This is a genomic window from Vibrio sp. M260121 (genome assembly GCF_036533715.1).
Lineage (GTDB): Bacteria > Pseudomonadota > Gammaproteobacteria > Enterobacterales > Vibrionaceae > Vibrio.
Window position 1 is genome coordinate 1 of record NZ_JATABF010000032.1, and the last position, 23233, is coordinate 23233.

Here is a 23233-nt window from a genome sequence, read left to right on the forward strand (position 1 = left end):
GTTAAAACATATTGTTGGCTACGTAGCTCAGCTGGTTAGAGCACATCACTCATAATGATGGGGTCACAGGTTCGAATCCCGTCGTAGCCACCATTTATTTTATTGTCTAGGTTTTACCAATTTCCTAGATGATTCAGAAAAGTCGCGGTCGTGGCGGAATTGGTAGACGCACCAGATTTAGGTTCTGGCGCCGCAAGGTGTGAGAGTTCAAGTCTCTCCGACCGCACCATACTTTTCTAATTTGATATGTCTTTTGACTATCGCCCGTAGGTCTATCGCCAAGCGGTAAGGCAGCGGCTTTTGATGCCGCCATTCCCTGGTTCGAATCCAGGTAGACCTGCCATTACTCTCCCTTTAAAGGGACGTTATTGAGGTTTTACCAATTTTCTCGATAACAACAATTAAGATGCGGTCGTGGCGGAATTGGTAGACGCACCAGATTTAGGTTCTGGCGCCGCGAGGTGTGAGAGTTCAAGTCTCTCCGACCGCACCATCTTAATTAAAAACATATTGTTGGCTACGTAGCTCAGCTGGTTAGAGCACATCACTCATAATGATGGGGTCACAGGTTCGAATCCCGTCGTAGCCACCATTTATTCCGATAAATAGTTTATACTTAAGACTATTGATAAGAAGCGTTAAAGCGCGGTCGTGGCGGAATTGGTAGACGCACCAGATTTAGGTTCTGGCGCCGCAAGGTGTGAGAGTTCAAGTCTCTCCGACCGCACCATAACTTTCCTTAAATGGAAAGCACTTAGTTGAAAGACTAAGACCTGTAGGGCTATCGCCAAGCGGTAAGGCAGCGGCTTTTGATGCCGCCATTCCCTGGTTCGAATCCAGGTAGCCCTGCCATTACAAAACGTTGTTAAGGTTATACCAATTACCTTAGTAACTAAAAAACACGATGCGGTCGTGGCGGAATTGGTAGACGCACCAGATTTAGGTTCTGGCGCCGCAAGGTGTGAGAGTTCAAGTCTCTCCGACCGCACCATGATTGAAAAACCCAGCATTAATTTGCTGGGTTTTTTCTTTTTTCCGATTCTGGACTCGGTAGATCTCTGATTTATCGAATTAAAAAAGCGAGCTCATGGCTCGCTTTTTTTCTATCTATTACTTTTCTACCTGACGCTTAGCGGTATCCAGACTTACATACCCAATGCGTACTTCAATACTTGTGCTTTAATCGGCCCTGAATTTTCCGCCAATTTTAATGCTGCATTACGAGCGAACTTCAATGGACCTAAATCATTACTAAAGCCTTTATAGAACACATCCATGCCCGTTTGCATTAACAAGTTATCTGGTCGACGCGCGCGCTCATACTTGGCAAGTAATGCTTCATTAAGTTGCTCTTGCTGATCCGTCACTGAAAGCAGGACATCAACATCTTTGAAGCCAAGGTTCACGCCTTGCCCAGCAAGTGGGTTAATTGTATGTGCAGAATCGCCCACTAACACGCAATTCTTGTTTGAATAACTTTGAGCATGACGGCGAGTGAGTGGGAATGAGCCAAACTGTAAAACGTCGATATCACCCAACTCAGCAGGGAAATGACGTAGGATCTCTTCTTTTAGCTGAGGTTTCGTCATCGTGCATAATTGTTTAATGCGTTTTGGCGAGTCATACCACACCAGCGAGCCCTGCCCTACTTCTTTGCCATCTTCAGTTAATGAGCATAGTGGCAAGAACGAGCGTGGACCTGACGGAGTAAATTGCTGCCAAGTGATGTCTTGTTGAGGAAGTTCGGTTTTCACGTTGATCAGCATACAATGTTGACGGTAATCCCATGCGGTTACGCCAATACCCGCCAATTGACGAACTTTTGAGTTCGCGCCATCGGCACCAACCACCCAACTCGCTTCAAACTGCTCGCCACTTTCTAGCGTTACACGGTTTACCTCGGTAAATTCAATGTCTTTTAGTCGCTCTGGACACATCACCGTTAAGTTGTCGTATTGTGCGAAAGCTTGCCAAAGGCCTAGTTGGATTAGGCGGTTTTCAACAATGTATCCTAACTGCTCCAATGACAGTTCATCAGAGTGAAAGCGAGTACGGCACTCTGGGTGTTCCCACGTTTCCAAACGGCGATAAGGACACACTCGCATACTCTCAATTGCTGACCATGCACCTAATGAATCAAGTAACTTCACTGACTGATGAGAAATCGCAGAAACGCGAATGTCCAACGCTTGAGAAGCCTCAAACGCCTTTGGCTCTGCACCTTCTACCACTACAACGCTTCTGCCTTGCTTGGCAAAGCCAACAGCCACCGCTGCCCCGACCATGCCGCCACCGATTACGGCGATGTCATACTTGTTCATTTTTTGCTCTTCATCATATTGATTAATTGGCGTTTTTTAATTGTACGTTCCGTGGCTATTTTTACAAAATTGTTTAACAAAAAACCTTGCTGTATATAGGGCAAAAAACTAGATTTCATCAGGGTTTGCAGAGAATTTGTCAGATCACTAGTCAGGTGCTTTTTAAAGCAGTACAATACGCCGCTTACCGCCGAGATGGCGGCTATAATTTGAGCAATAGCTCTCCGATTTAAGAACAACTGAACGAGCGAAAGTGAGATGAGTAAGAAACTGCTAATTAAAACCTGGGGCTGCCAGATGAACGAATACGATTCATCAAAAATGGCCGACCTGCTTAATGCTGCAAACGGCTATGAGCTGACCGAAGAGCCAGAGGAAGCAGACGTACTTCTACTTAACACCTGTTCGATCCGTGAAAAAGCGCAAGAGAAAGTTTTCCACCAGCTTGGCCGTTGGAAGACACTAAAAGATAAAAAGCCTGGCGTAGTTATCGGCGTAGGTGGTTGTGTAGCAACTCAAGAAGGTGACCACATCCGTCAGCGTGCTCCATACGTTGATGTAATTTTTGGTCCACAAACTCTTCACCGTCTTCCTGAGATGATTAAACAATCTCAATCGGATGAAGCACCAGTAATGGACATTTCATTCCCAGAAATCGAAAAATTTGACCGTCTACCTGAGCCTCGTGCTGAAGGTGCAACGGCATTCGTTTCTATCATGGAAGGCTGTTCTAAGTACTGCACTTACTGTGTAGTACCGTACACTCGTGGTGAAGAAGTAAGCCGTCCAATGGATGACGTACTGTTTGAAATCGCACAGCTAGCAGATCAAGGCGTACGTGAAGTAAACCTACTAGGTCAAAACGTAAACGCGTACCGTGGTCCTATGCACGACGGTGAAATCTGTTCATTTGCAGAACTGCTTCGTTTGGTTGCGTCTATCGATGGTATTGATCGTATCCGCTTTACAACAAGCCACCCATTAGAGTTTACTGATGACATCATCGCAGTATACGAAGACACACCTGAGCTAGTAAGCTTCCTTCACCTACCAGTACAAAGTGGTAGTGATCGAGTGCTGACTATGATGAAACGTCCTCACACTGGGATTGAGTACAAGTCGATCATCCGTAAACTTCGTAAAGCACGTCCTGATATCCAAATCAGTTCTGACTTTATCGTTGGTTTCCCTGGTGAAACAGACAAAGATTTCCAAGACACCATGAAGCTAATCAAAGACGTAGACTTTGACATGAGCTTCAGCTTCATCTTCTCTCCACGTCCAGGTACGCCAGCGGCAGATTACCCTTGTGACCTATCAGAGCAAGTGAAGAAAGAGCGTCTATACGAGCTACAACAAACCGTAAACGCACAAGCAATGCGCTACTCTCGCCTAATGCTAGGCACTGAGCAACGCGTTCTGGTTGAAGGTCCTTCTAAGAAGAACCTAATGGAGCTTCGTGCTCGTACAGAAAACAACCGTGTAGTAAACTTTGAAGGTAGCGCAGACCTAATCGGTCAGTTCGTTGACGTGAAGATTACGGATGTATTTGCTAACTCACTACGTGGTGAGCTAGTGCGCACAGAAAAAGACATGGACCTTCGTAGTGTGATTTCACCAACGCAAATGATGGCGAAAACGCGTCGCGAAGATGAGCTAGGTGTAGCTACTTTTACGCCATAAGCTCGTACAAATAGCCATTGAGAGCCTGGTCGTTATCAGGCTCTCGTTAAATGGCATAAAATGAGAGGCAACATTGAGCAATAAAATCGTAACGCTAGAAATCAATCTAGAACCTTCAGACAACCGCCGACTAGCAAGCCTGTGCGGTCCATTCGATGACAACATCAAGCATTTAGAACGTCGTCTAGGCGTTGAAATTAACCACCGTAGCGACCTTTTCACCATTGTCGGTAAACCTCATACCGCAGCAGCTGCGCTGGATATTCTGAAAACCCTTTATGTAGACACCGCTCCTGTCCGCGGCGAAACGCCTGATATCGAACCAGAGCAGATCCATCTGGCGATCAAAGAATCAGGTGTGCTGGAGCAAAATACCGAGTCAAACATCGAACACGGTAAAGAAGTCTTCGTAAAAACTAAGAAAGGCGTGATCAAGCCTCGTACACCAAATCAGGGTCAATACCTGATGAACATGGTGACGCACGATATCACTTTCGGTATCGGTCCTGCAGGTACAGGTAAAACTTACCTAGCAGTTGCAGCAGCCGTTGACGCACTAGAACGCCAAGAGATCCGTCGTATTCTACTTACTCGTCCTGCGGTTGAAGCAGGTGAGAAACTGGGTTTCCTACCTGGTGATTTGAGCCAGAAAGTCGACCCTTACCTACGTCCTCTGTACGATGCCCTATTTGAAATGTTGGGCTTTGAGCGCGTAGAAAAGCTGATTGAACGTAACGTGATTGAGGTAGCACCTCTTGCTTACATGCGTGGTCGTACTCTAAACGACGCCTTCATCATTCTTGATGAGAGCCAAAACACCACCGTTGAGCAGATGAAGATGTTCCTAACGCGTATCGGCTTCAACTCTCGTGCAGTTATCACCGGTGACGTTACACAGATTGACTTGCCTCGTGGTGCGAAATCAGGTCTTCGTCATGCAATTGAAGTACTGAGCGAAGTTGATGACATCAGCTTTAACTTCTTCCAAGCTGACGACGTAGTGCGCCACCCAGTGGTTGCTCGTATCGTTAATGCTTATGAGAAGTGGGAAGCGCAAGACCAGAAAGAACGTAAAGAGTTTGAAAAACGCCGTCGTGAAGAACGTGATGCCAAACTGCTAGAAGCAGCAAAAGCAGAACTGAGTGCACAAGTCGCGGCGACTAAGGAATAACCATGGCAATTGAACTTGATTTGCAACTGGCAGTCGAAAATGAAGAAGGCTTACCTTCTGAACAAGATTTCCAATTGTGGCTAGATAAGACTATTCCTCTTTTCCAACCACAAGCGGAACTGACGATTCGTATTGTCGACGAGCAAGAAAGTCACGAGCTAAACCACGAATACCGTGGTAAAGACAAGCCGACCAACGTGCTATCTTTCCCATTCGAAGTACCACCAGGTATGGAGATGGATCTACTGGGCGATTTGATTATCTGTCGCCAAGTCGTTGAAAAAGAGGCAGTAGAGCAGAACAAGCCTCTACTAGCACATTGGGCGCATATGGTTGTACATGGCAGCTTGCATCTGCTAGGTTATGACCATATCGAGGATGATGAAGCTGAAGAGATGGAATCCCTCGAGACAGAAATCATGCAAGGTATGGGTTACGAAGACCCGTATATTGCTGAAAAAGAGTAACTTTGGTTGCTCGACAGGGAAAGGCGAACCACCCAGATAGCCATCTCGTGCTCGTCTTTCTATGTGAGCTATCACACATCTGATAGCGTTACTTAATTGAGAAACAATGAACGAAGATAATTCTCCCTCTTCTAATGAAGGCAAGAAAGAAAAGGCAGAAGGTCCGAGTAGAAAGTCCTTCTTTGAACGTCTAGGTCAACTATTTCAAGGCGAACCAAAAGACCGCCAAGAGCTTGTAGATGTAATCCGCGACTCTGAAATTAATGACCTGATTGACCACGACACCCGCGACATGCTTGAAGGTGTTATGGAAATCTCCGAAATGCGCGTGCGTGACATCATGATCCCGCGTTCGCAAATGGTTACCGTTGAGCGCACAGACGATCTTGATACTTTGATCGCGCTAATTACTGATGCTCAACACTCTCGCTACCCTGTGATCAGCGAAGATAAAGACCATGTGGAAGGCATTCTACTAGCGAAGGACTTACTCAAATACTTGGGCTCAGGCAGTAACCCATTTGATATCGAAGAAGTAATTCGACAAGCAGTGGTTGTACCGGAAAGTAAACGTGTCGACCGTCTGTTAAAAGAGTTCCGTGAAGAACGTTATCACATGGCGATTGTTGTCGATGAATTCGGTGGCGTTTCTGGTCTCGTGACTATCGAAGATATCCTTGAAGAAATCGTAGGGGATATTGAAGATGAATTCGATGACGATGAAGAAACCGATATCCGTAAGCTAAGCAAACACACGTTTGCTGTCAGAGCTCTGACAACCATTGAAGAGTTTAATGAGACATTCGGTACCAACTTCAGCGATGAAGAAGTGGATACCGTTGGCGGCATGGTAATGACTGCTTTTGGTCACCTACCATCGCGTGGCGAAGTCGTAGAAATTGATGCATACAGCTTCAAAGTAACGGCTGCCGACAACCGTCGTGTCATTCAACTACAAGTGACGATTCCAGACGAAGAAACGCTGGTTGAAGCCACTCAAGAGTAACGCGATACCCTAACAACGGGAATATCAGAAAAATATAATGATGAATGTACTCTTTCATCGCCTCAAGCGGCCCTTAGTGGCCGCTTTTGTTGGCGCCTCCACTACCCTAGCATTTGCCCCTTACCAGTTATGGCCAATCGCCATACTCAGCCCTGCTATCCTACTTATTCTTCTTGCAAACCAGTCACCTAAGCGCGCGCTTTGGATCGGTTATGCATGGGGTTTAGGACAATTCGCCACGGGTGTAAGTTGGGTTTACGTCAGCATTGCTGGCTTTGGCGGTATGCCGCTGATTGCAAACGTCTTCCTAATGGGCCTACTGATCGCTTACCTGTCGGTTTACACTGGCCTGTTTGCTTGGCTCAGCAATAAGTTCTTCCCTGAATTCACGATAAGCAAAGCCCTCCTAGCAGCTCCTGCGTTATGGCTAGTTACTGATTGGCTGCGTGGCTGGGTGATGACAGGATTCCCTTGGCTATGGCTTGGCTACAGCCAAATCGACGCGCCTTTCGCAAGCTTCGCCCCTATTGGTGGCGTAGAGCTTCTAACGCTATTCATTATGATCAGCGCTGGTGCGCTCGCTTACGCTTGGGTTCACAAACAGTGGTTGATGATCGTCATCCCTGCGGTGCTATTAAGTGCGGGCTTCGGTATTCGCCAATATGACTGGGTAACCCCTCGTGTTGAAGACACCACCAAAGTGGCGCTGATCCAAGGTAACGTTGACCAAAATCTAAAATGGTTACCGAGCCAACGTTGGCCAACCATCATGAAGTACGCAGATCTGACTCGTGAAAACTGGGATGCGGACATCATTGTATGGCCAGAGGCTGCCATTCCTGCGTTTGAAATCGAAGTACCATCTTTCCTAAGAAACATCGATGCTGCCGCGAAGATGAACAACAGCGCCATCATTACCGGTGTCGTGAACCAAGGTGAAGACGGCCAGTTCTACAACAGCATTCTATCGCTGGGTGTGAATCCATACGGCGACTACAGCTTTGATATGGATAAGCGCTACCACAAACACCACCTATTACCATTTGGTGAGTTTGTTCCGTTTGAAGATGTACTGCGTCCACTAGCACCATTCTTCAACTTACCGATGTCATCGTTCAGTCGTGGTGATTTTGTTCAGCCAAATATCGTGGCTAACGGTAAGCATATGGACCCAGCACTGTGCTACGAGATAATCTTCAGTGAACAAGTACGCCAAAACGTCACTGACGATACTGATTTCATCCTAACGCTGTCTAACGACGCGTGGTTTGGTCATTCGATTGGTCCATTGCAACACATGGAAATCGCGCGTATGCGTGCCCTTGAGCTTGGTAAGCCACTTATTCGCTCCACCAACAATGGCGTAACCGCAGTAACAGACCACAAAGGCAAGGTGATTGAACAGCTCCCTCAGTTTGAGACGGCCGTACTTCGTGCAGAACTTGTTCCAACTGATGGACAAACACCATACCGTATTGTCGGCACTTGGCCGCTGTACATTTGGTCGGCGCTGAGCTTGCTACTTGCTTGGTGGTTACCAAGAAAGAAAAAGTCATAAACGCAAAAAAGAGGCTCTAGGGCCTCTTTTTTATTCTTTGCTCTTTCGACTACAAATGTTATGGCTTGAGTGACTGACGACTAAAGCCAGTATGATTGCACTTGATACATGGAATGATCACGGTCGGATGATTATACGTCGTCTTATGACCACACTCGTCACAGACTAAAGTACCAAGGCCAATCACCTCTCCCGCTTCATAAAGCCCTTGATGCTCCAAATCATCAAATAGCTCGACCCATTCCACTTTGGTTCGATCGGTAATATCGAGCAGACCTTGCCAAATTGAATCAGCAATCGTGAGATAGAAAGGCCCACTCTTACCTTCTTCATAGTTGTCGGAGAACTCTTTTAAATCGGCTTTTACATAGGCGGATATCAGTGAGAGTTCGTCTTTGGTCATGTCGTTGGCAGCATCCACCACTTTGCCCGACGTTTCGAATACTTTGTTAACTTCATCCGGGCTGTGCTTCAAGGTTTCAATCACATCCTCGAGCATTTCCTCATAACCTGCTTTACGTTTAGGCATAACTGACCTCCATCTTTCCACTACCAAGCGTCACTTCAAGGCGCATGGTTATAGATTGGCTATTGTTGTGATCCCTAGCTTTAGGTATTCTATGACGATCTATTTAAGTCTGTTCTAACCGAACTCACAAATTCCAAGATAACCGGATACCATCGATGCAAGAACAATACAATCCACAAGACCTTGAACAGAAAGTTCAAAAGCACTGGGATGACAACAAGACCTTTGTTGTAAGTGAAGACCCAAACAAAGAAAAATTCTACTGTCTATCCATGTTCCCATACCCAAGTGGCCGACTGCACATGGGTCACGTGCGCAACTACACCATCGGTGACGTAGTATCTCGTTTCCAACGCCTACAAGGCAAAAACGTAATGCAACCAATCGGTTGGGATGCGTTTGGTCTACCTGCAGAAAACGCAGCGGTTAAAAACAACACCGCGCCTGCACCTTGGACTTACGAAAACATCGAATACATGAAGAACCAACTTAAGCTTCTTGGCTTTGGTTACGATTGGAACCGTGAATTCGCAACATGTACACCTGAGTACTACCGTTGGGAACAAGAGTTCTTCACTAAGCTTTACGAGAAAGGTCTGGTTTACAAAAAGACTTCTTCTGTTAACTGGTGTCCAAACGACCAAACTGTTCTTGCAAACGAGCAGGTTGAAGACGGCTGCTGCTGGCGTTGTGACACTCCAGTAGAGCAAAAAGAAATTCCTCAGTGGTTCATCAAGATCACAGAATACGCTCAAGAGCTGCTAGACGATCTAGACAAACTTGAAGGTTGGCCAGAAATGGTGAAAACCATGCAGCGCAACTGGATCGGTCGTTCTGAAGGTGTTGAGCTTAAGTTTGAAGTGAAAGGTCAACAAGACCTAGAAGTTTACACAACACGTCCAGACACACTAATGGGTGTGACTTACGTTGGTATCGCAGCAGGTCACCCTCTAGCGGCTATCGCAGCAGAGAACAACCCAGAACTAGCAGCGTTCATCGAAGAGTGTAAGAACACTAAAGTAGCAGAAGCTGAATTGGCGACAATGGAGAAGAAAGGCATGGCAACAGGCCTTACTGCTATTCACCCATTGAACGGCCGTGAAGTTCCTGTTTACGTAGCAAACTTCGTACTGATGGACTACGGTACAGGCGCTGTAATGGCAGTACCTGCACACGACCAACGTGACTTCGAATTCGCAACTAAGTACGGTCTAGATATCGTGCCTGTTATCAAGCCACTTGATGGCAGCGAGTTAGACGTTTCTGAAGCAGCATACACAGAGAAAGGTGTACTGTTCGATTCAGGTGAATTTGACGGTCTAGAATTCCAAGCGGCATTCGATGCGATCGCAGCGAAACTAGAAGCAGAAGGCAAAGGCACGAAGACAGTAAACTTCCGTCTACGTGACTGGGGTGTATCTCGTCAACGTTACTGGGGTGCGCCAATCCCAATGGTAACCACTGAAGACGGTGAAGTTCACCCAGTACCAGCTGACCAACTACCAGTCATTCTTCCAGAAGACGTGGTAATGGACGGCGTAACGAGCCCAATCAAAGCAGACAAAGAATGGGCGAAGACAACTTTCAACGGCGAACCTGCTCTACGTGAGACAGATACGTTCGACACGTTCATGGAGTCTTCTTGGTACTACGCGCGTTACTGTTCACCACAAGCTGACGACATCCTAGATCCAGAAAAAGCAAACTACTGGCTACCAGTAGACCAGTACATCGGTGGTATCGAGCACGCTTGTATGCACCTATTGTACTCTCGCTTCTTCCACAAACTGCTACGTGATGCGGGCTACGTTACTTCTGACGAACCGTTCAAGCAACTACTGTGTCAAGGCATGGTACTAGCAGATGCGTTCTACTTTGAGAACGAGAAAGGCGGTAAAGAGTGGGTTGCTCCAACTGACGTTAAAGTTGAGCGTGACGGTAAAGGTCGCATCACTTCTGCTACTGACAACGAAGGTCGCAACGTTGAACACTCAGGCATGATTAAGATGTCTAAGTCGAAGAACAACGGCATCGACCCACAAGAGATGGTAGACAAGTACGGTGCTGACACAGTACGTCTATTCATGATGTTTGCTTCACCAGCGGACATGACACTTGAGTGGCAAGAGTCTGGCGTAGAAGGTGCTAACCGCTTCCTGAAACGTGTTTGGAAACTGGTTCGCACTCACGCTTCAAAAGGCGCTGCTGAGTCTGTTGATACAGCTGCACTTTCTGGTGACCAAAAAGCGCTACGTCGCGACGTTCATAAGACTATCGCAAAAGTGACTGACGATATCGCTCGTCGTCAAACATTCAACACTGCGATTGCCGCTATCATGGAACTGATGAACAAGCTTGCGAAAGCGCCTCAAGAGTCAGCACAAGATCGTGCGATCCTTGATGAAGCACTTAAAGCCGTAGTTGCAATGCTTTACCCAATCACTCCGCACATCTCATACGAGCTATGGACTGCGCTAGGTGAATCAGACATCGATAACGCAGTTTGGCCAACGTTTGACGAGAAAGCACTGGTTGAAGACGAGAAGACTATCGTTGTAATGATCAACGGTAAGCTACGTGCGAAACTAATTGTTGCTGCTGACGCTTCAGAAGAGCAAGTTCGTGAGCTTGGTCTAAACGATGAGAACGCGAAGAAGTTCCTAGATGGCCTAACTATCCGTAAAGTCATTTACGTACCAGGTAAACTATTGAACATCGTTGCAAACTAGCCGATCGCTATTAACGAAACGCAGCTTGCAAAAACTCAACGCCGAACGAACTTATTCGTTCGGCATGAGTCTTTTTAACAGGGTGAGTCATCACCCTGTTTATTTACCTCAAACCATTCACGTCGAGTGGTTTAAGGTAAATAACCCCTTCAATTTAGGATGAATACAATCAATGCGCTTTTTCTCTTTGATTAAACTACCAGTGGTATTGGTATTAGCGGGGCTTCTTTCTGCCTGTGGTTTTCACCTTCGTGGTGAGTACTCCGTTCCGGAAGAACTGCACACAATGTCTTTCACGAGCTACGACGAATACAGCCCACTTACGCGCTACATCCGCGATCAACTTGAATTGAATAAAGTCGACTTGGTTCAACCATCTTCGAACACACCAAACCTGCATCTCATTGAAGCAACCATCGACGAGCGCACGCTATCTCTGTACCAAAACAGCCGTGCGGCAGAAAAAGAACTGACTTACGTAGTGAAATACCGCGTGACTATTCCAGGCTTCGGCGCAAAAGACTTTACGACAACGGTAAACCGTAACTACCTAGACAACCCGCTAACTGCACTAGCAAAATCGGTAGAACGTGACGTTATCGAAGACGAAATGCGTCAACAAGCGGCGAGCCAAATGATGCGCCAGCTTGGTCGTGTTCGAGCGGAATACGAACAAGGCCACATTACTCCAGAAGCGACAAACGCTAACTCTACGAACACAAACTCTTAATCAGAATGCGAATTTTTGCCGACAAGCTGGCTGACCATCTAGCGAAACACATTAAGCAGGTTTACCTGATCTTTGGTAATGAACCTCTGTTGATTCAAGAAAGCCGTCAAACGATCCAAAACATGGCTCGTCAACAAGGCTTTGAAGAAAGACACCGTTTTGCTGTCGATGCCAGCTTAGATTGGAATCAAGTGTACGACTGCTTCCAAGCGCTAAGTCTATTCTCTAGCCGTCAACTCATTGAGCTGGAGCTGCCAGAGGCAGGAGCTAACGCAGCGATCAGTAAAGAGCTGGTCAACCTATGCGAAATGCTGCATGACGACATCATGCTTGTGGTTGTGGGTAGCAAGCTGACCAAAGCGCAAGAGAACGCAAAGTGGTTTAAAGCTCTGAGCGGCAAAGGCGATTGGGTAAGCTGCTTAACGCCGGATTTACAGCGTCTACCAATGTTCGTGCAAGCACGTTGCCGAGCTTTAGGGCTAAAAGCTGATCAACAATCGCTGCAAATGTTGGCACAGTGGCACGAAGGTAATTTGTTCGCGCTATCGCAAAGTTTAGAGAAACTTGCTCTACTCTACCCTGATGGTGAACTGACCGTTGTACGCTTAGAAGAGGCTCTGAGTCGCCATAACCACTTTACAACGTTCCACTGGATTGATGCTCTGCTTGCTGGCAAAGGCAACCGTGCCCAACGCATTCTGCGCCAACTGGAAGCAGAAGGCGTAGAAACCGTTATTCTGATCCGTAGTGTCCAAAAAGAGTTCAACCAACTACTGAATATGCACCGCGACTTGACCCAAATGGGCATGAGTCAGGTGTTTGAAAAGCATCGAGTGTGGCAAAACAAGCGCCCACTCTACAATGCTGCGCTGACTCGTCTGTCAGCCTCACGAATTTGCGCGCTTTTATCTCTTTTGGCGCACGCCGAGATAAAAGCCAAAACCCAATATGATGAATCTGTGTGGCCAACGATCCACCAGTTGAGCTTAGAAACCTGCTCTCCTGATATTAAGCTGGCAATTTAAAATTCAAAGCGTGATATAGTGCGCGACCAGTTTTGATAACCATTATTCAAAACGCCCACAGACAGAAAAGAAAATACCGAGGAAAACCGAGTGCTTCGCGAAGAACTTAAAGACTTTTTAGCCGATAAAGCCGACGACATGAAAGCGGAAGAGATTGTTATTCTAGATGTAGAAGGCAAATCAAGCGTGACAGATTACATGATCATTTGTACTGGTACGTCTAAGCGTCACGTTTCATCTATCGCTGATCACGTCGCATCTGAAGTGAAGAAAGCAGGTCTAGAGCCGCTAGGTATGGAAGGCGAAAATGAAGGCGAATGGGTTGTCCTAGATATGGGTGACGCAATGCTTCACGTGATGCAAGAAGAGCACCGCGAGCTATACCAACTAGAAAAACTCTGGGGTTAATCGTTTGAAAATTCAACTAATTGCCGTCGGCACAAAAATGCCAAAATGGGTCGAAGAAGGTTTTCAAGAATATCGTCGTCGTTTCCCACACGATATGCCACTCGAGTTGGTTGAAATCCCTGCGGGCAAACGCGGCAAAAATGCAGACATCGCGCGTATCTTGCAAAAAGAAGGCGAAGCGATGTTGGCAGCCGTGCCGAAAGGTGCACGTATCGTCACCCTAGATATCCCGGGCAAAAAGTGGGACACCCCACAACTGGCAGAGCAACTGGAAGCGTGGAAACTCGATGGGCGTGACGTATCGATTCTGATCGGTGGCCCTGAAGGTTTAGCTCCAGCATGTAAAGCCGCAGCAGACCAAAGTTGGTCACTGTCAGCCCTGACGCTACCGCACCCACTTGTGCGTATCGTGATGGCGGAAAGTTTATACCGAGCGTGGAGCATTACTGCTAACCACCCTTACCACCGCGAATAATCGCTACTAAGCTGTAGAGACAAGCGTTAATGATTCGTAAACGCCGCAGTCAAATTCGAGATTACCAAGCAGAAGCGCGCCTATTTTCTAGTCGCGCTATTTTTGCTTTTCTGGGTATCGTCATTTTGATGGGCTTGCTGGTCGCCAACATGTACAACATTCAGGTGAACCAGTTCCAAGACTACCAAACCCGCTCTAACGACAACCGCATCAAAGTGGTGCCAATTGCACCTAACCGTGGTCTTATCTATGACCGCAACGGTATTTTGCTCGCTGAAAACCGCCCTGTGTTCAACCTGGAACTGACTCCAGAAAAAATCAAAGACATTGACGGTACGATCAAAGAGCTACAAACCATTCTTGAGATCACACCAGAACAGGTCGAGCGCTTTCATCGTGAACGCAAGCGTACTCGCCGCTTCAAATCGGTACCATTGCTGACTCAATTAGATGAAAGCCAAGTGGCTATCTTCTCGGTAAATCAATACCGATTCCCAGGTGTGGAAATCAGCGCAACACTGAAACGCTATTACCCATTCAGTGAAGTTCTCACCCACGTTATTGGCTACGTATCGCGCATTAACGATCGTGATATGCAACGTCTGATTCGTGAAGAGAAAGATGCCAACTACCAAGCGACTCGTGACATCGGTAAGTTAGGTATTGAAAAATACTACGAGGATTTATTGCACGGAACGGCGGGCTATCAAGAAGTTGAAGTCAACAGTCGTGGCCGCGTGATCCGCACCTTAAAGTACGTACCACCGATCCCGGGTAAAGACATCGTATTGAACCTTGATATCAACCTACAGCTCTACGTACACCAGCTGCTTGATGGTCGACGTGGCAGTGCTGTCGTACTTGATCCAAGAGACAACGGCGTACTTGCGATGGTATCTAGCCCAAGTTACGACCCGAACGCGTTCGTTCACGGTATTTCTGGCAAAGCATACCGCGCTCTACTGAACGATAAGAATCGTCCGTTGGTCAACCGAACTACGCTAGGTATCTATCCACCCGCCTCAACCATCAAGCCATTTATGGCGGTAGCCGCGCTGGAAGAAGGGGTTATCACACCAAAAACAACGCGTAATGATCCAGGTTACTGGCGCATTCCAAATTCAGACACTCGTCCATTCCGTGACTGGTTACGTTGGGGCCATGGACGCGTTGATATCATTAAATCGATTGAAGAGTCCGTAGATACCTTCTTCTACCAAGTGGCTTATGACATGGGCATCGACCGCATCTCGAATTGGATGATGATGTTTGGTTTTGGTGACTACACGGGCATCGATATTTACGAAGAAAGTAAGGCCAACATGCCGACTCGTGAATGGAAGATGGCTCGTCATAAAACGCCTTGGTACAAGGGTGACACGATTCCGGTTGGTATCGGTCAGGGTTACTGGACAGCAACGCCTATGCAGATTGCCAAAGCAACCTCAGTACTGGTCAACGAAGGTGCTGTGACCGCTCCTCACTTATTGAAAGCCACCATCGATAACGGCGGTGATTTCGAAGAGCAAGAAAATTCAGAATACGTCACCTATCCGCCAATTCAAAATGTGCCAGACAAGTACTGGAATATGGCGAAAGAAGGCATGCGTTTAGTAAACCATGGCACGAAAGGCACCGCTCGTCGCTCTTTCTACAACATGGATTATCAAACCGCAGGTAAGTCTGGTACGGCTCAGGTATTTGGCCTTGGCGAAGACGAAGAGTACAACGCAGATGAAGTCGCCGAACACTTACGCGACCACGCCTTGTTCACTGGCTTTGCCCCATTTGAAGACCCTGAAGTTGTGGTATCAGTCGTACTAGAAAACGCCGGTGGTGGCTCGAGTAACGGTGCACCAGTCGCGAGAAAGATCTTCGACCGAGTCATTATCGGCCCTGAAAAAATAGAACCTGATGAAGAGCAAAACAACGCGAAAGAAGAGGTAACGCAGTAATGAAAATGGATCCCTCTACAGGTAAAAACCGCGCCCTGTTTGAACGCTTCCATATCGACTTGCCGTTATTGCTCGGCATCTTCGCATTGATGGGCTTTGGCCTAGTTATTATGTACAGCGCAAGTGGTCAAAGCTTGGCGATGATGGATCGCCAAGCGATGCGTATGGTGCTGTCTTTGGTTGTGATGATCGTTCTGGCGCAAATCTCACCCAGAACCTATGAGAGCCTTGCCCCATTGATGTTTGTTGGTGGTGTGGTGCTGCTGTTTGGCGTATTGTTCTTTGGTGAAGCCTCCAAAGGTGCTCAGCGCTGGCTAAACCTTGGCTTCGTCCGATTCCAACCTTCCGAACTTCTCAAACTCGCGGTGCCATTAATGGTCGCGCGTTACATCGGCCGCCAACCACTTCCACCGACATTCAAAACACTCATCGTCGCGCTAATTATGGTCTGCTTACCGACCATTCTTATCGCAAAACAGCCTGATTTAGGTACGTCGATTCTGATTGCCGCTTCCGGTATTTTCGTTATTTTCTTGGCAGGTATCAGCTGGAAGATCATTGCGGGCGCTGCAATCGCACTCGGTGGTTTCATTCCTATTCTGTGGTTCTTCTTGATGCGCGAATACCAAAAAGTTCGCGTACGTACTTTGTTTAACCCAGAGTCAGATCCGCTTGGCGCAGGCTACCACATTATCCAAAGTAAGATCGCGATTGGCTCTGGTGGTATTTCAGGCAAAGGTTGGTTGCAAGGTACTCAATCACAACTGGAATTCCTTCCAGAGCGACACACTGACTTTATCTTTGCAGTAATTGCAGAAGAATGGGGTATGATTGGATTTCTTTGCCTACTAACCATCTATCTATTTATTATTGGCCGAGGTCTCTACCTCGCTAGCCAAGCGCAAACTGCGTTTGGTCGAATGATGGCAGGCAGTATTGTACTCAGCTTCTTTGTGTATATTTTTGTAAATATCGGCATGGTGAGTGGCATCCTACCTGTAGTAGGCGTACCTTTACCGTTGATCAGTTATGGTGGTACCTCGATGGTGACGCTTATGGCTGGTTTTGGCATTCTGATGTCGATCCATACGCATCGAAAAGCATTCTCTAAGGCAACCTAGACCATGCAAAAACGCGCTTTATATTCCTTAGTCTTCTCTGCTGTGATTTTGGCCGGCTGTTCTTCTACCGACCAAAAAAAGCAAGACGGCCGTTATGAGCTTGAATCCGATGTGGCTCCAGACAAACCACTTTCGGTCGAGCACATTGAGGATGCGCATCCTAAATATGAGCCGTACAGCTTAGGCGGTAACAGCGATTACAACCTACGCGGTTCGGATTACAAAATCGTTCGTGATGCGAAAGGCTTTACAGAAAAAGGCCGTGCCTCATGGTACGGCAAGAAATTCCAAGGCCACTTAACATCGAACGGTGAAATCTACGACATGTATTCGATGACAGCAGCGCACAAAACGCTGCCACTGCCAAGCTACGTGAAAGTAACTAATACCGACAATGGCAAATCAACCGTTGTACGTGTTAATGACCGTGGCCCTTTCCACGAAGGTCGCATCATTGATTTGAGCTACGCTGCGGCACATAAGCTAGATGTCGTAAAAACCGGTACTGCGAACGTAGAGATTGAAGTCATCACGGTAGATAAGCCGACCGATGAAAAGTCACTCGCTGCGCACCCGAGATATGTCATCCAAGTTGCTTCTTCAAAATATGAAGATCGAGCGCGAACTTTAGGCCAAGAGCTTGGTCAAAAGCTGGATACGGAAACTTTCTTGGAATCAACGAAAGATACGTATCGCTTGTTGTTGGGTCCATATACTGACTATTCCCTGACGCAAGCCACTCTGGATAAAGTAAAGTTGCTCGGCTATTCGTCCGCATTTATTAAAAAACATAAAACTGGCAAATGACCTTGGTGTCATGATTTTCTATGCAGAGCCCCTCTTACATAAGTGGGGATTCTGGTAAGATGTCGACAGTTAACCAAAAAATTTGAATTACCATGAATAAAAATAAGTTTGTGAAATCTATTCTCGTTTCTTCGGTTGCCCTATCTGCAACCATCGCTCAATCTGCTTTTGCTTCACCAGTTGTTGTCCCAGATGCGCCTCAGATCGCAGCTAAAGGCTATGTCCTTATGGATTACAACTCAGGTAAAGTTCTGGCTGAGAAAGAGATGAACACAAAATTGTCTCCTGCTAGTCTGACAAAAATGATGACCAGCTACGTAATTGGCCAAGAGCTAGCGCGTGGTAATATTTCAGAAGACGATGATGTGACCATCAGCAAGAATGCTTGGGCGAAAAACTTCCCTGATTCTTCAAAAATGTTCATCGAAGTAGGCACAACGGTTAAGGTTCACGACCTAAACCGCGGCATCATCATCCAATCGGGTAACGATGCTTGTGTAGCAATGGCAGAACACATTGCTGGCTCAGAAGACGCATTCGTTGATCTAATGAACGCATGGGCAAACACACTAGGCATGAAGAACACGCACTTCGCAAACGTTCACGGTCTAGACAACCCGAACCTATACTCAACGCCTTACGATATGGCGCTACTTGGTAAAGCACTGATCCGTGACGTGCCAGACGAGTACCGTATCTACTCTGATAAGAAATTCACTTACAACGGCATCACTCAGTACAACCGTAACGGTCTACTGTGGGATAAGAGCATGAACGTTGACGGTATCAAAACGGGTCACACGAGCAATGCAGGTTACAGCCTAGTAAGTTCTGCAACAGAAGGTCAGATGCGTCTGGTTGCTGTTGTAATGGGTACAAAAGATGCAAACGCACGTAAATCAGAAAGCAAAAAGCTACTGAGCTACGGTTTCCGCTTCTTCGAAACAGTGGCACCACACAAAGCGGGTGAAACCTTCGTAGAAGAAAAAGTATGGATGGGTAACAAAGACACAGTAGCACTGGGTCTTGACCAAGATACATACGTGACGCTGCCTCGCGGCGAAGCGAAGAACCTTAAAGCAAGCTTCGTACTTGAAAAAGAGCTAGAAGCCCCAATTAAGAAAGGTGATGTAGTTGGTAAGCTATACTATCAGATTGATGGTGAAGATATTGCTGAGTACCCACTAATGGCACTGGAAACAGTAGACCAAGGCAGCCTATTTAGCCGCATGTGGGACTACATCGTATTGTTGTTTAAGAGCTTCTTCTAACAGTCGCTTCTGACCAACAAACAAGTCTGCAAAGCCGCCAACTAGGGCGGCTTTGTTAATCTTGAGTTCACCCTAATTTGACTGTACTATTTCGCACCGCAACGAATACCAACTGGAGTTACCGATATGCTAACCATCAACTCTGATGCAAAATTGAAAGACCTGCTTGAGTTCCCTTGTTCATTTACATACAAGGTAATGGGTCATGCAAAGCCTGAGCTTCCAGAGCTAGTTCTAGAAGTTATCCAGCGCCATGCTCCAGGTGACTACAGCCCAACTGTAAAACCAAGTGCTAAGGGCAACTACCACTCGGTGTCTATCAACATCACTGCAACGTCTATCGAGCAGGTTGAAACCCTTTACAAAGAACTGGGTGAAATCGACATCGTACGCATGGTTCTATAATTTTTTGACAAATTAAATTTTTTTTGAAAGCAGCTTCGGCTGCTTTCTTTTTATTTATCATATAGATAATGCAAGCTAACATATCTTTCAGTTAAAAATCTGTTACTCAGCTGTAGAGCATCGGGTTCATCCGGTTTATAATCCAAAAACTTTATTTATTAGCGACAGGAATTCCCATGCAACACCAACTTGTTGTGAAACGACTTGGACGCCAAGATTATGAGCCTGTATGGAAGGCGATGCATGAGTTCACTGACCAGCGCACAGACGACACGCCTGATGAAGTTTGGTTGGTAGAACACAACCCAGTATTCACGCAAGGTCAGGCGGGTAAAGCCGAGCACCTGATTAATACGGGTGATATTCCTGTCGTTCAAAGCGATCGTGGTGGTCAGGTGACTTATCATGGCCCAGGTCAATTAGTCGCGTACTTCTTGATCAACCTACGTCGCAAGAAATTAGGAGTGCGAGATCTCGTTACGCACATCGAGAACCTCGTTATTAACACTCTTAAGGCATACAATATCGATTCTGCTGCGCGACCTGACGCCCCAGGCGTTTATGTCGACGGTAAAAAAATATGTTCTCTCGGACTTCGCATTCGAAAAGGGTGCTCATTCCATGGTCTAGCGTTGAACGTCAATATGGACTTAGGTCCGTTTTTACGTATAAACCCATGTGGCTATGAAGGAATGGAGATGGTTCAGGTTAGCCAAGTTGGTGGGCCAGAAGACATCGAAGCCGTGGAAAAACAACTAATACAAGAACTCGTTACTTTGCTTGATTACGAGCAAGTAGAATTCAGCACAGAAGCACCTTCTCAAGGTAACAAAGCATGAGCAAACCAATCCAGATGGAAAAAGGCGTTAAATACCGCGACGCCGACAAGATGGCATTGATTCCCGTAAAGAACATGCCTACAGAGCAGAAAGAAGTGCTACGTAAGCCTGATTGGATGAAAATCAAGCTACCAGCCGACAGCCAACGTATTCAAGACATCAAATCAGCAATGCGTAAGAACAACCTTCACTCAGTATGTGAAGAAGCGTCTTGCCCTAACCTAGCTGAATGTTTTAACCACGGTACGGCTACTTTCATGATCCTAGGCGCGATCTGTACCCGCCGCTGTCCATTCTGTGACGTTGCCCATGGCCGTCCGCTTGCTGTTGAAGCTGAAGAGCCGAAGAAACTAGCGAAAACCATCGCAGACATGAAGTTGAAGTACGTAGTAATCACTTCTGTTGACCGTGATGATTTGCGTGACGGCGGTGCGGAGCACTTTGCTAACTGTAACCGCGAAATCCGCGAACTGAACCCGCACATCAAGATTGAAACGCTGGTTCCTGACTTCCGTGGTCGTATGGATGTGGCACTTGATCTTATGAAAGACAACCCGCCAGATGTCTTCAACCACAACCTAGAAACGGCACCTCGTCTGTATCGTAAAGCTCGCCCAGGCGCGAACTACAAATGGTCACTACAATTGCTGCAAAAATTCAAAGAGCAGCATCCAAATGTACCGACGAAATCAGGTCTAATGATGGGCCTTGGTGAAACCAAAGAAGAGATCGTCGAAGTACTGAAAGACCTTCGTGCACATGGCGTAACTATGCTGACTCTTGGTCAGTACCTAGCGCCAAGCCGTCACCACTTGCCAGTAGAACGTTACGTTCCACCTTCAGAGTTTGACGAGCTAAAAGAAATCGCACTAGAACTCGGCTTCACCCACGCGGCGTGTGGTCCATTTGTTCGCTCTTCTTACCATGCCGATATGCAGGCTCAAGGTATTGAGATTAAATAAGCACTCGCTTGTTTTGAAAAGAAAGGTTGGCTCAATGCCAACCTTTCTTGTATCTGCTGAATCTAAACCACTGCCATTCGGATAACGAACCTATAACCTTAAACTAATAGCGCGTCATTCAGAGCCTAAGCGATATCAGGAATCTGCTTTCAACGTACTCTGAGCTGATACTTCCATACGCTAGAAAAACAAAAAGGCCCTCAAATGAGGACCTTTAAATTGGGTGAACTTTCGAAATAGATGGGTCGAGTTCTAGGAGAACACACGGAGTTTGCTTCTAGCAAATGAGTATGTTCGACAACGAAATCGGCTCAGTCTATGAAGAAGGTTACGCGTAAACTGGTAGACGCTTACAAATCTCTAGAACTTTCTGTTTTGTTGCTTCGATAACTTCTTCGTTGCCGATGTTATCTAGAACGTCACACATCCAGTTTGCTAGCTCTTTCGCGTCATCTTCAGTGAAGCCGCGACGAGTAATTGCTGGCGTACCAACACGGATACCAGACGTTACGAATGGGCTGCGTGGGTCGTTTGGAACAGAGTTCTTGTTTACTGTGATGTTTGCTGCACCTAGTGCTGCATCTGCATCTTTACCAGTGATGTCTTTGTCGATTAGGTCAACTAGGAATAGGTGGTTCTCAGTACCGTTAGATACGATCTTGTAGCCACGCTCTTGGAATTGACCAACCATTGCTTTCGCGTTTTTCACTACGTTAGCTTGGTAAGCTTTGAATTCAGGCTCCATCGCTTCTTTGAACGCCACAGCTTTACCAGCGATAACGTGCATTAGAGGACCACCTTGACCGCCCGGGAATACTGCTGAGTTCAGCTTCTTGTACAGCTCTTCACCTTCATTAGAAAGGATAAGACCGCCACGAGGACCCGCTAGCGTTTTGTGTGTAGTCGTTGTTACTACGTGAGCGTGTGGAACTGGTGTTGGGTACTCGCCTGCTGCGATTAGACCAGCAACGTGCGCCATGTCTACGAATAGGTAAGCATCAACTTTGTCTGCGATTTCACGCATGCGTTTCCAATCAACGATTTGCGAGTAAGCAGAAAAACCACCGATGATCATCTTAGGCTTGTGCTCAAGCGCTAGCTGTTCCATCTCGTCGTAGTTGATTTGACCTGCTTCGTCGATACCGTAAGGAATAACGTTGTAGTGCTTACCAGAGAAGTTTACTGGTGAACCGTGAGTTAGGTGACCACCGTGCGCTAGGCTCATACCAAGAACTGTGTCGCCTGGGTTTAGAAGCGCCATGTAAACTGCGCTGTTTGCTTGAGAACCTGAGTGAGGCTGTACGTTCGCGTACTCACAACCAAATAGTTGGCATGCACGATCGATTGCTAGTGCTTCAGCTTTATCTACGTACTCACAACCGCCGTAGTAACGCTTGCCTGGGTAGCCTTCAGCGTATTTGTTCGTTAGCTGAGAACCTTGAGCTTCCATTACACGTGGACTTGTGTAGTTTTCAGAAGCGATAAGTTCAATGTGTTCTTCCTGGCGAAGAGTCTCTTCCTGGATAGCTGCGAACAGTTCCGCATCGTAATCTGCGATGTTCATATCACGCTTAAGCATCTGTATCTCCTGACTCAGATTGGTACTGAAAGTTGCAAAAAAACTGAATAACGACCTAACGCAAACGTTTACGTCGAGCTAATGGCGCGCATTTTACATAATTTGATCTAGGTCATAAAGAGAAATTTGTAATTTTTCTCATGCAGTTTTTTCATGATGACAAGTAAGAACTATCATGACGATATCGCAATC

The 23233-nt window shown here is 46.7% G+C and carries 20 protein-coding genes and 8 tRNA genes; 25 read left to right on the forward strand and 3 right to left on the reverse strand.

The genetic code is table 11. The features are described from left to right. Positions 1-16: 16 nt before the first annotated feature. The 8 genes from QTO06_RS16590 (at position 17) to QTO06_RS16625 (ending at position 991) form a co-directional block, all read left to right on the forward strand. Positions 17-93, forward strand: a tRNA-Met gene (locus QTO06_RS16590). A gap of 51 nt (positions 94-144) precedes the next feature. Continuing rightward, a tRNA-Leu gene (locus QTO06_RS16595) sits at positions 145-229 on the forward strand. Between the two features lie 39 nt (positions 230-268). Further along, positions 269-343 (forward strand) — tRNA-Gln (locus QTO06_RS16600). 65 nt (positions 344-408) lie between these two features. Continuing rightward, positions 409-493, forward strand: a tRNA-Leu gene (locus tag QTO06_RS16605). 22 nt (positions 494-515) lie between these two features. Next, a tRNA-Met gene (locus QTO06_RS16610) sits at positions 516-592 on the forward strand. Between the two features lie 53 nt (positions 593-645). Beyond that, positions 646-730, forward strand: a tRNA-Leu gene (locus QTO06_RS16615). A 47-nt stretch (positions 731-777) separates the two neighbouring features. After that, positions 778-852, forward strand: a tRNA-Gln gene (locus QTO06_RS16620). A 54-nt stretch (positions 853-906) separates the two neighbouring features. Continuing rightward, positions 907-991: transfer RNA gene (locus QTO06_RS16625), tRNA-Leu, on the forward strand. Between the two features lie 154 nt (positions 992-1145). On the opposite strand, the gene QTO06_RS16630 is transcribed toward QTO06_RS16625, so the two are convergent. Then, positions 1146-2321, reverse strand: coding sequence for a 2-octaprenyl-3-methyl-6-methoxy-1,4-benzoquinol hydroxylase (locus tag QTO06_RS16630; RefSeq protein ID WP_331409001.1), 1176 nt, complete (start codon positions 2319-2321; stop codon positions 1146-1148). Between the two features lie 258 nt (positions 2322-2579). On the opposite strand from QTO06_RS16630, the gene miaB reads away from it, so the two are divergent. The 5 genes from miaB to lnt all read left to right on the forward strand — a co-directional run bounded on the left by miaB (position 2580) and on the right by lnt (position 8206). Next, positions 2580-4004 (forward strand): tRNA (N6-isopentenyl adenosine(37)-C2)-methylthiotransferase MiaB, encoded by a 1425-nt coding sequence (gene miaB, locus QTO06_RS16635; protein ID WP_005438595.1) that lies wholly within the window; start codon positions 2580-2582, stop codon positions 4002-4004. A 73-nt stretch (positions 4005-4077) separates the two neighbouring features. Next, positions 4078-5175 carry a PhoH family protein gene (locus QTO06_RS16640; protein ID WP_005438593.1) on the forward strand — a complete coding sequence of 366 codons (1098 nt, stop codon included), beginning with the start codon at positions 4078-4080 and terminating at the stop codon, positions 5173-5175. A gap of 2 nt (positions 5176-5177) precedes the next feature. Continuing rightward, the gene (gene ybeY / locus QTO06_RS16645; protein ID WP_005425552.1) at positions 5178-5642 is read left to right on the forward strand and encodes an rRNA maturation RNase YbeY; all 465 of its coding nucleotides are present in this window, start codon (positions 5178-5180) and stop codon (positions 5640-5642) included. Between the two features lie 106 nt (positions 5643-5748). Then, positions 5749-6648 (forward strand): CNNM family magnesium/cobalt transport protein CorC, encoded by a 900-nt coding sequence (corC, locus tag QTO06_RS16650; protein WP_005438590.1) that lies wholly within the window; start codon positions 5749-5751, stop codon positions 6646-6648. 37 nt (positions 6649-6685) lie between these two features. Continuing rightward, positions 6686-8206: an apolipoprotein N-acyltransferase gene (gene lnt, locus QTO06_RS16655; RefSeq protein WP_331409003.1), complete on the forward strand. Its 1521-nt coding sequence runs from the start codon at positions 6686-6688 to the stop codon at positions 8204-8206. A 58-nt stretch (positions 8207-8264) separates the two neighbouring features. Here lnt and QTO06_RS16660 read toward each other — a convergent pair whose 3' ends face one another. Beyond that, entirely contained in the window at positions 8265-8735 is a 471-nt protein-coding gene (locus QTO06_RS16660) for a zinc ribbon-containing protein (RefSeq protein ID WP_005438586.1), read from the reverse strand. 155 nt (positions 8736-8890) lie between these two features. Here QTO06_RS16660 and leuS point away from each other — a divergent pair, with 155 nt between their 5' ends. The 12 genes from leuS to lipA all read left to right on the forward strand — a co-directional run bounded on the left by leuS (position 8891) and on the right by lipA (position 21462). Beyond that, entirely contained in the window at positions 8891-11464 is a 2574-nt protein-coding gene (leuS, locus tag QTO06_RS16665; protein ID WP_331409004.1) for a leucine--tRNA ligase, read from the forward strand. A gap of 172 nt (positions 11465-11636) precedes the next feature. Next, the gene (locus QTO06_RS16670; RefSeq protein WP_054824351.1) at positions 11637-12194 is read left to right on the forward strand and encodes an LPS-assembly lipoprotein LptE; all 558 of its coding nucleotides are present in this window, start codon (positions 11637-11639) and stop codon (positions 12192-12194) included. 5 nt (positions 12195-12199) lie between these two features. After that, positions 12200-13219 (forward strand): DNA polymerase III subunit delta, encoded by a 1020-nt coding sequence (holA, locus tag QTO06_RS16675; protein ID WP_009705649.1) that lies wholly within the window; start codon positions 12200-12202, stop codon positions 13217-13219. A 90-nt stretch (positions 13220-13309) separates the two neighbouring features. Then, positions 13310-13627, forward strand: coding sequence for a ribosome silencing factor (gene rsfS / locus QTO06_RS16680; RefSeq protein WP_005425840.1), 318 nt, complete (start codon positions 13310-13312; stop codon positions 13625-13627). A gap of 4 nt (positions 13628-13631) precedes the next feature. Then, positions 13632-14102, forward strand: coding sequence for a 23S rRNA (pseudouridine(1915)-N(3))-methyltransferase RlmH (gene rlmH, locus QTO06_RS16685; RefSeq protein ID WP_005447517.1), 471 nt, complete (start codon positions 13632-13634; stop codon positions 14100-14102). A gap of 29 nt (positions 14103-14131) precedes the next feature. Continuing rightward, positions 14132-16057 carry a penicillin-binding protein 2 gene (mrdA, locus tag QTO06_RS16690; RefSeq protein WP_020196476.1) on the forward strand — a complete coding sequence of 642 codons (1926 nt, stop codon included), beginning with the start codon at positions 14132-14134 and terminating at the stop codon, positions 16055-16057. After that, the gene (gene rodA, locus QTO06_RS16695; protein ID WP_020196475.1) at positions 16057-17178 is read left to right on the forward strand and encodes a rod shape-determining protein RodA; all 1122 of its coding nucleotides are present in this window, start codon (positions 16057-16059) and stop codon (positions 17176-17178) included. Before mrdA ends, rodA begins: the two co-directional genes overlap by 1 nt. A gap of 3 nt (positions 17179-17181) precedes the next feature. Continuing rightward, entirely contained in the window at positions 17182-17985 is an 804-nt protein-coding gene (locus tag QTO06_RS16700) for a septal ring lytic transglycosylase RlpA family protein (RefSeq protein WP_009705646.1), read from the forward strand. Positions 17986-18077: 92 nt separating this feature from the next. After that, the gene (locus QTO06_RS16705) at positions 18078-19256 is read left to right on the forward strand and encodes a serine hydrolase (RefSeq protein WP_005438576.1); all 1179 of its coding nucleotides are present in this window, start codon (positions 18078-18080) and stop codon (positions 19254-19256) included. Between the two features lie 126 nt (positions 19257-19382). Next, positions 19383-19661 (forward strand): DUF493 family protein YbeD, encoded by a 279-nt coding sequence (ybeD, locus tag QTO06_RS16710; RefSeq protein WP_005384135.1) that lies wholly within the window; start codon positions 19383-19385, stop codon positions 19659-19661. 176 nt (positions 19662-19837) lie between these two features. Continuing rightward, the gene (gene lipB / locus QTO06_RS16715) at positions 19838-20500 is read left to right on the forward strand and encodes a lipoyl(octanoyl) transferase LipB (RefSeq protein ID WP_005438575.1); all 663 of its coding nucleotides are present in this window, start codon (positions 19838-19840) and stop codon (positions 20498-20500) included. Continuing rightward, positions 20497-21462 (forward strand): lipoyl synthase, encoded by a 966-nt coding sequence (gene lipA, locus QTO06_RS16720; RefSeq protein WP_005438574.1) that lies wholly within the window; start codon positions 20497-20499, stop codon positions 21460-21462. The genes lipB and lipA overlap by 4 nt, the downstream gene beginning before the upstream one ends. A 328-nt stretch (positions 21463-21790) precedes the next feature. Here the strand turns inward: lipA and glyA are convergent, their stop codons facing one another. Next, the gene (gene glyA / locus QTO06_RS16725; protein ID WP_005440106.1) at positions 21791-23041 is read right to left on the reverse strand and encodes a serine hydroxymethyltransferase; all 1251 of its coding nucleotides are present in this window, start codon (positions 23039-23041) and stop codon (positions 21791-21793) included. Positions 23042-23233 lie beyond the last annotated feature (192 nt).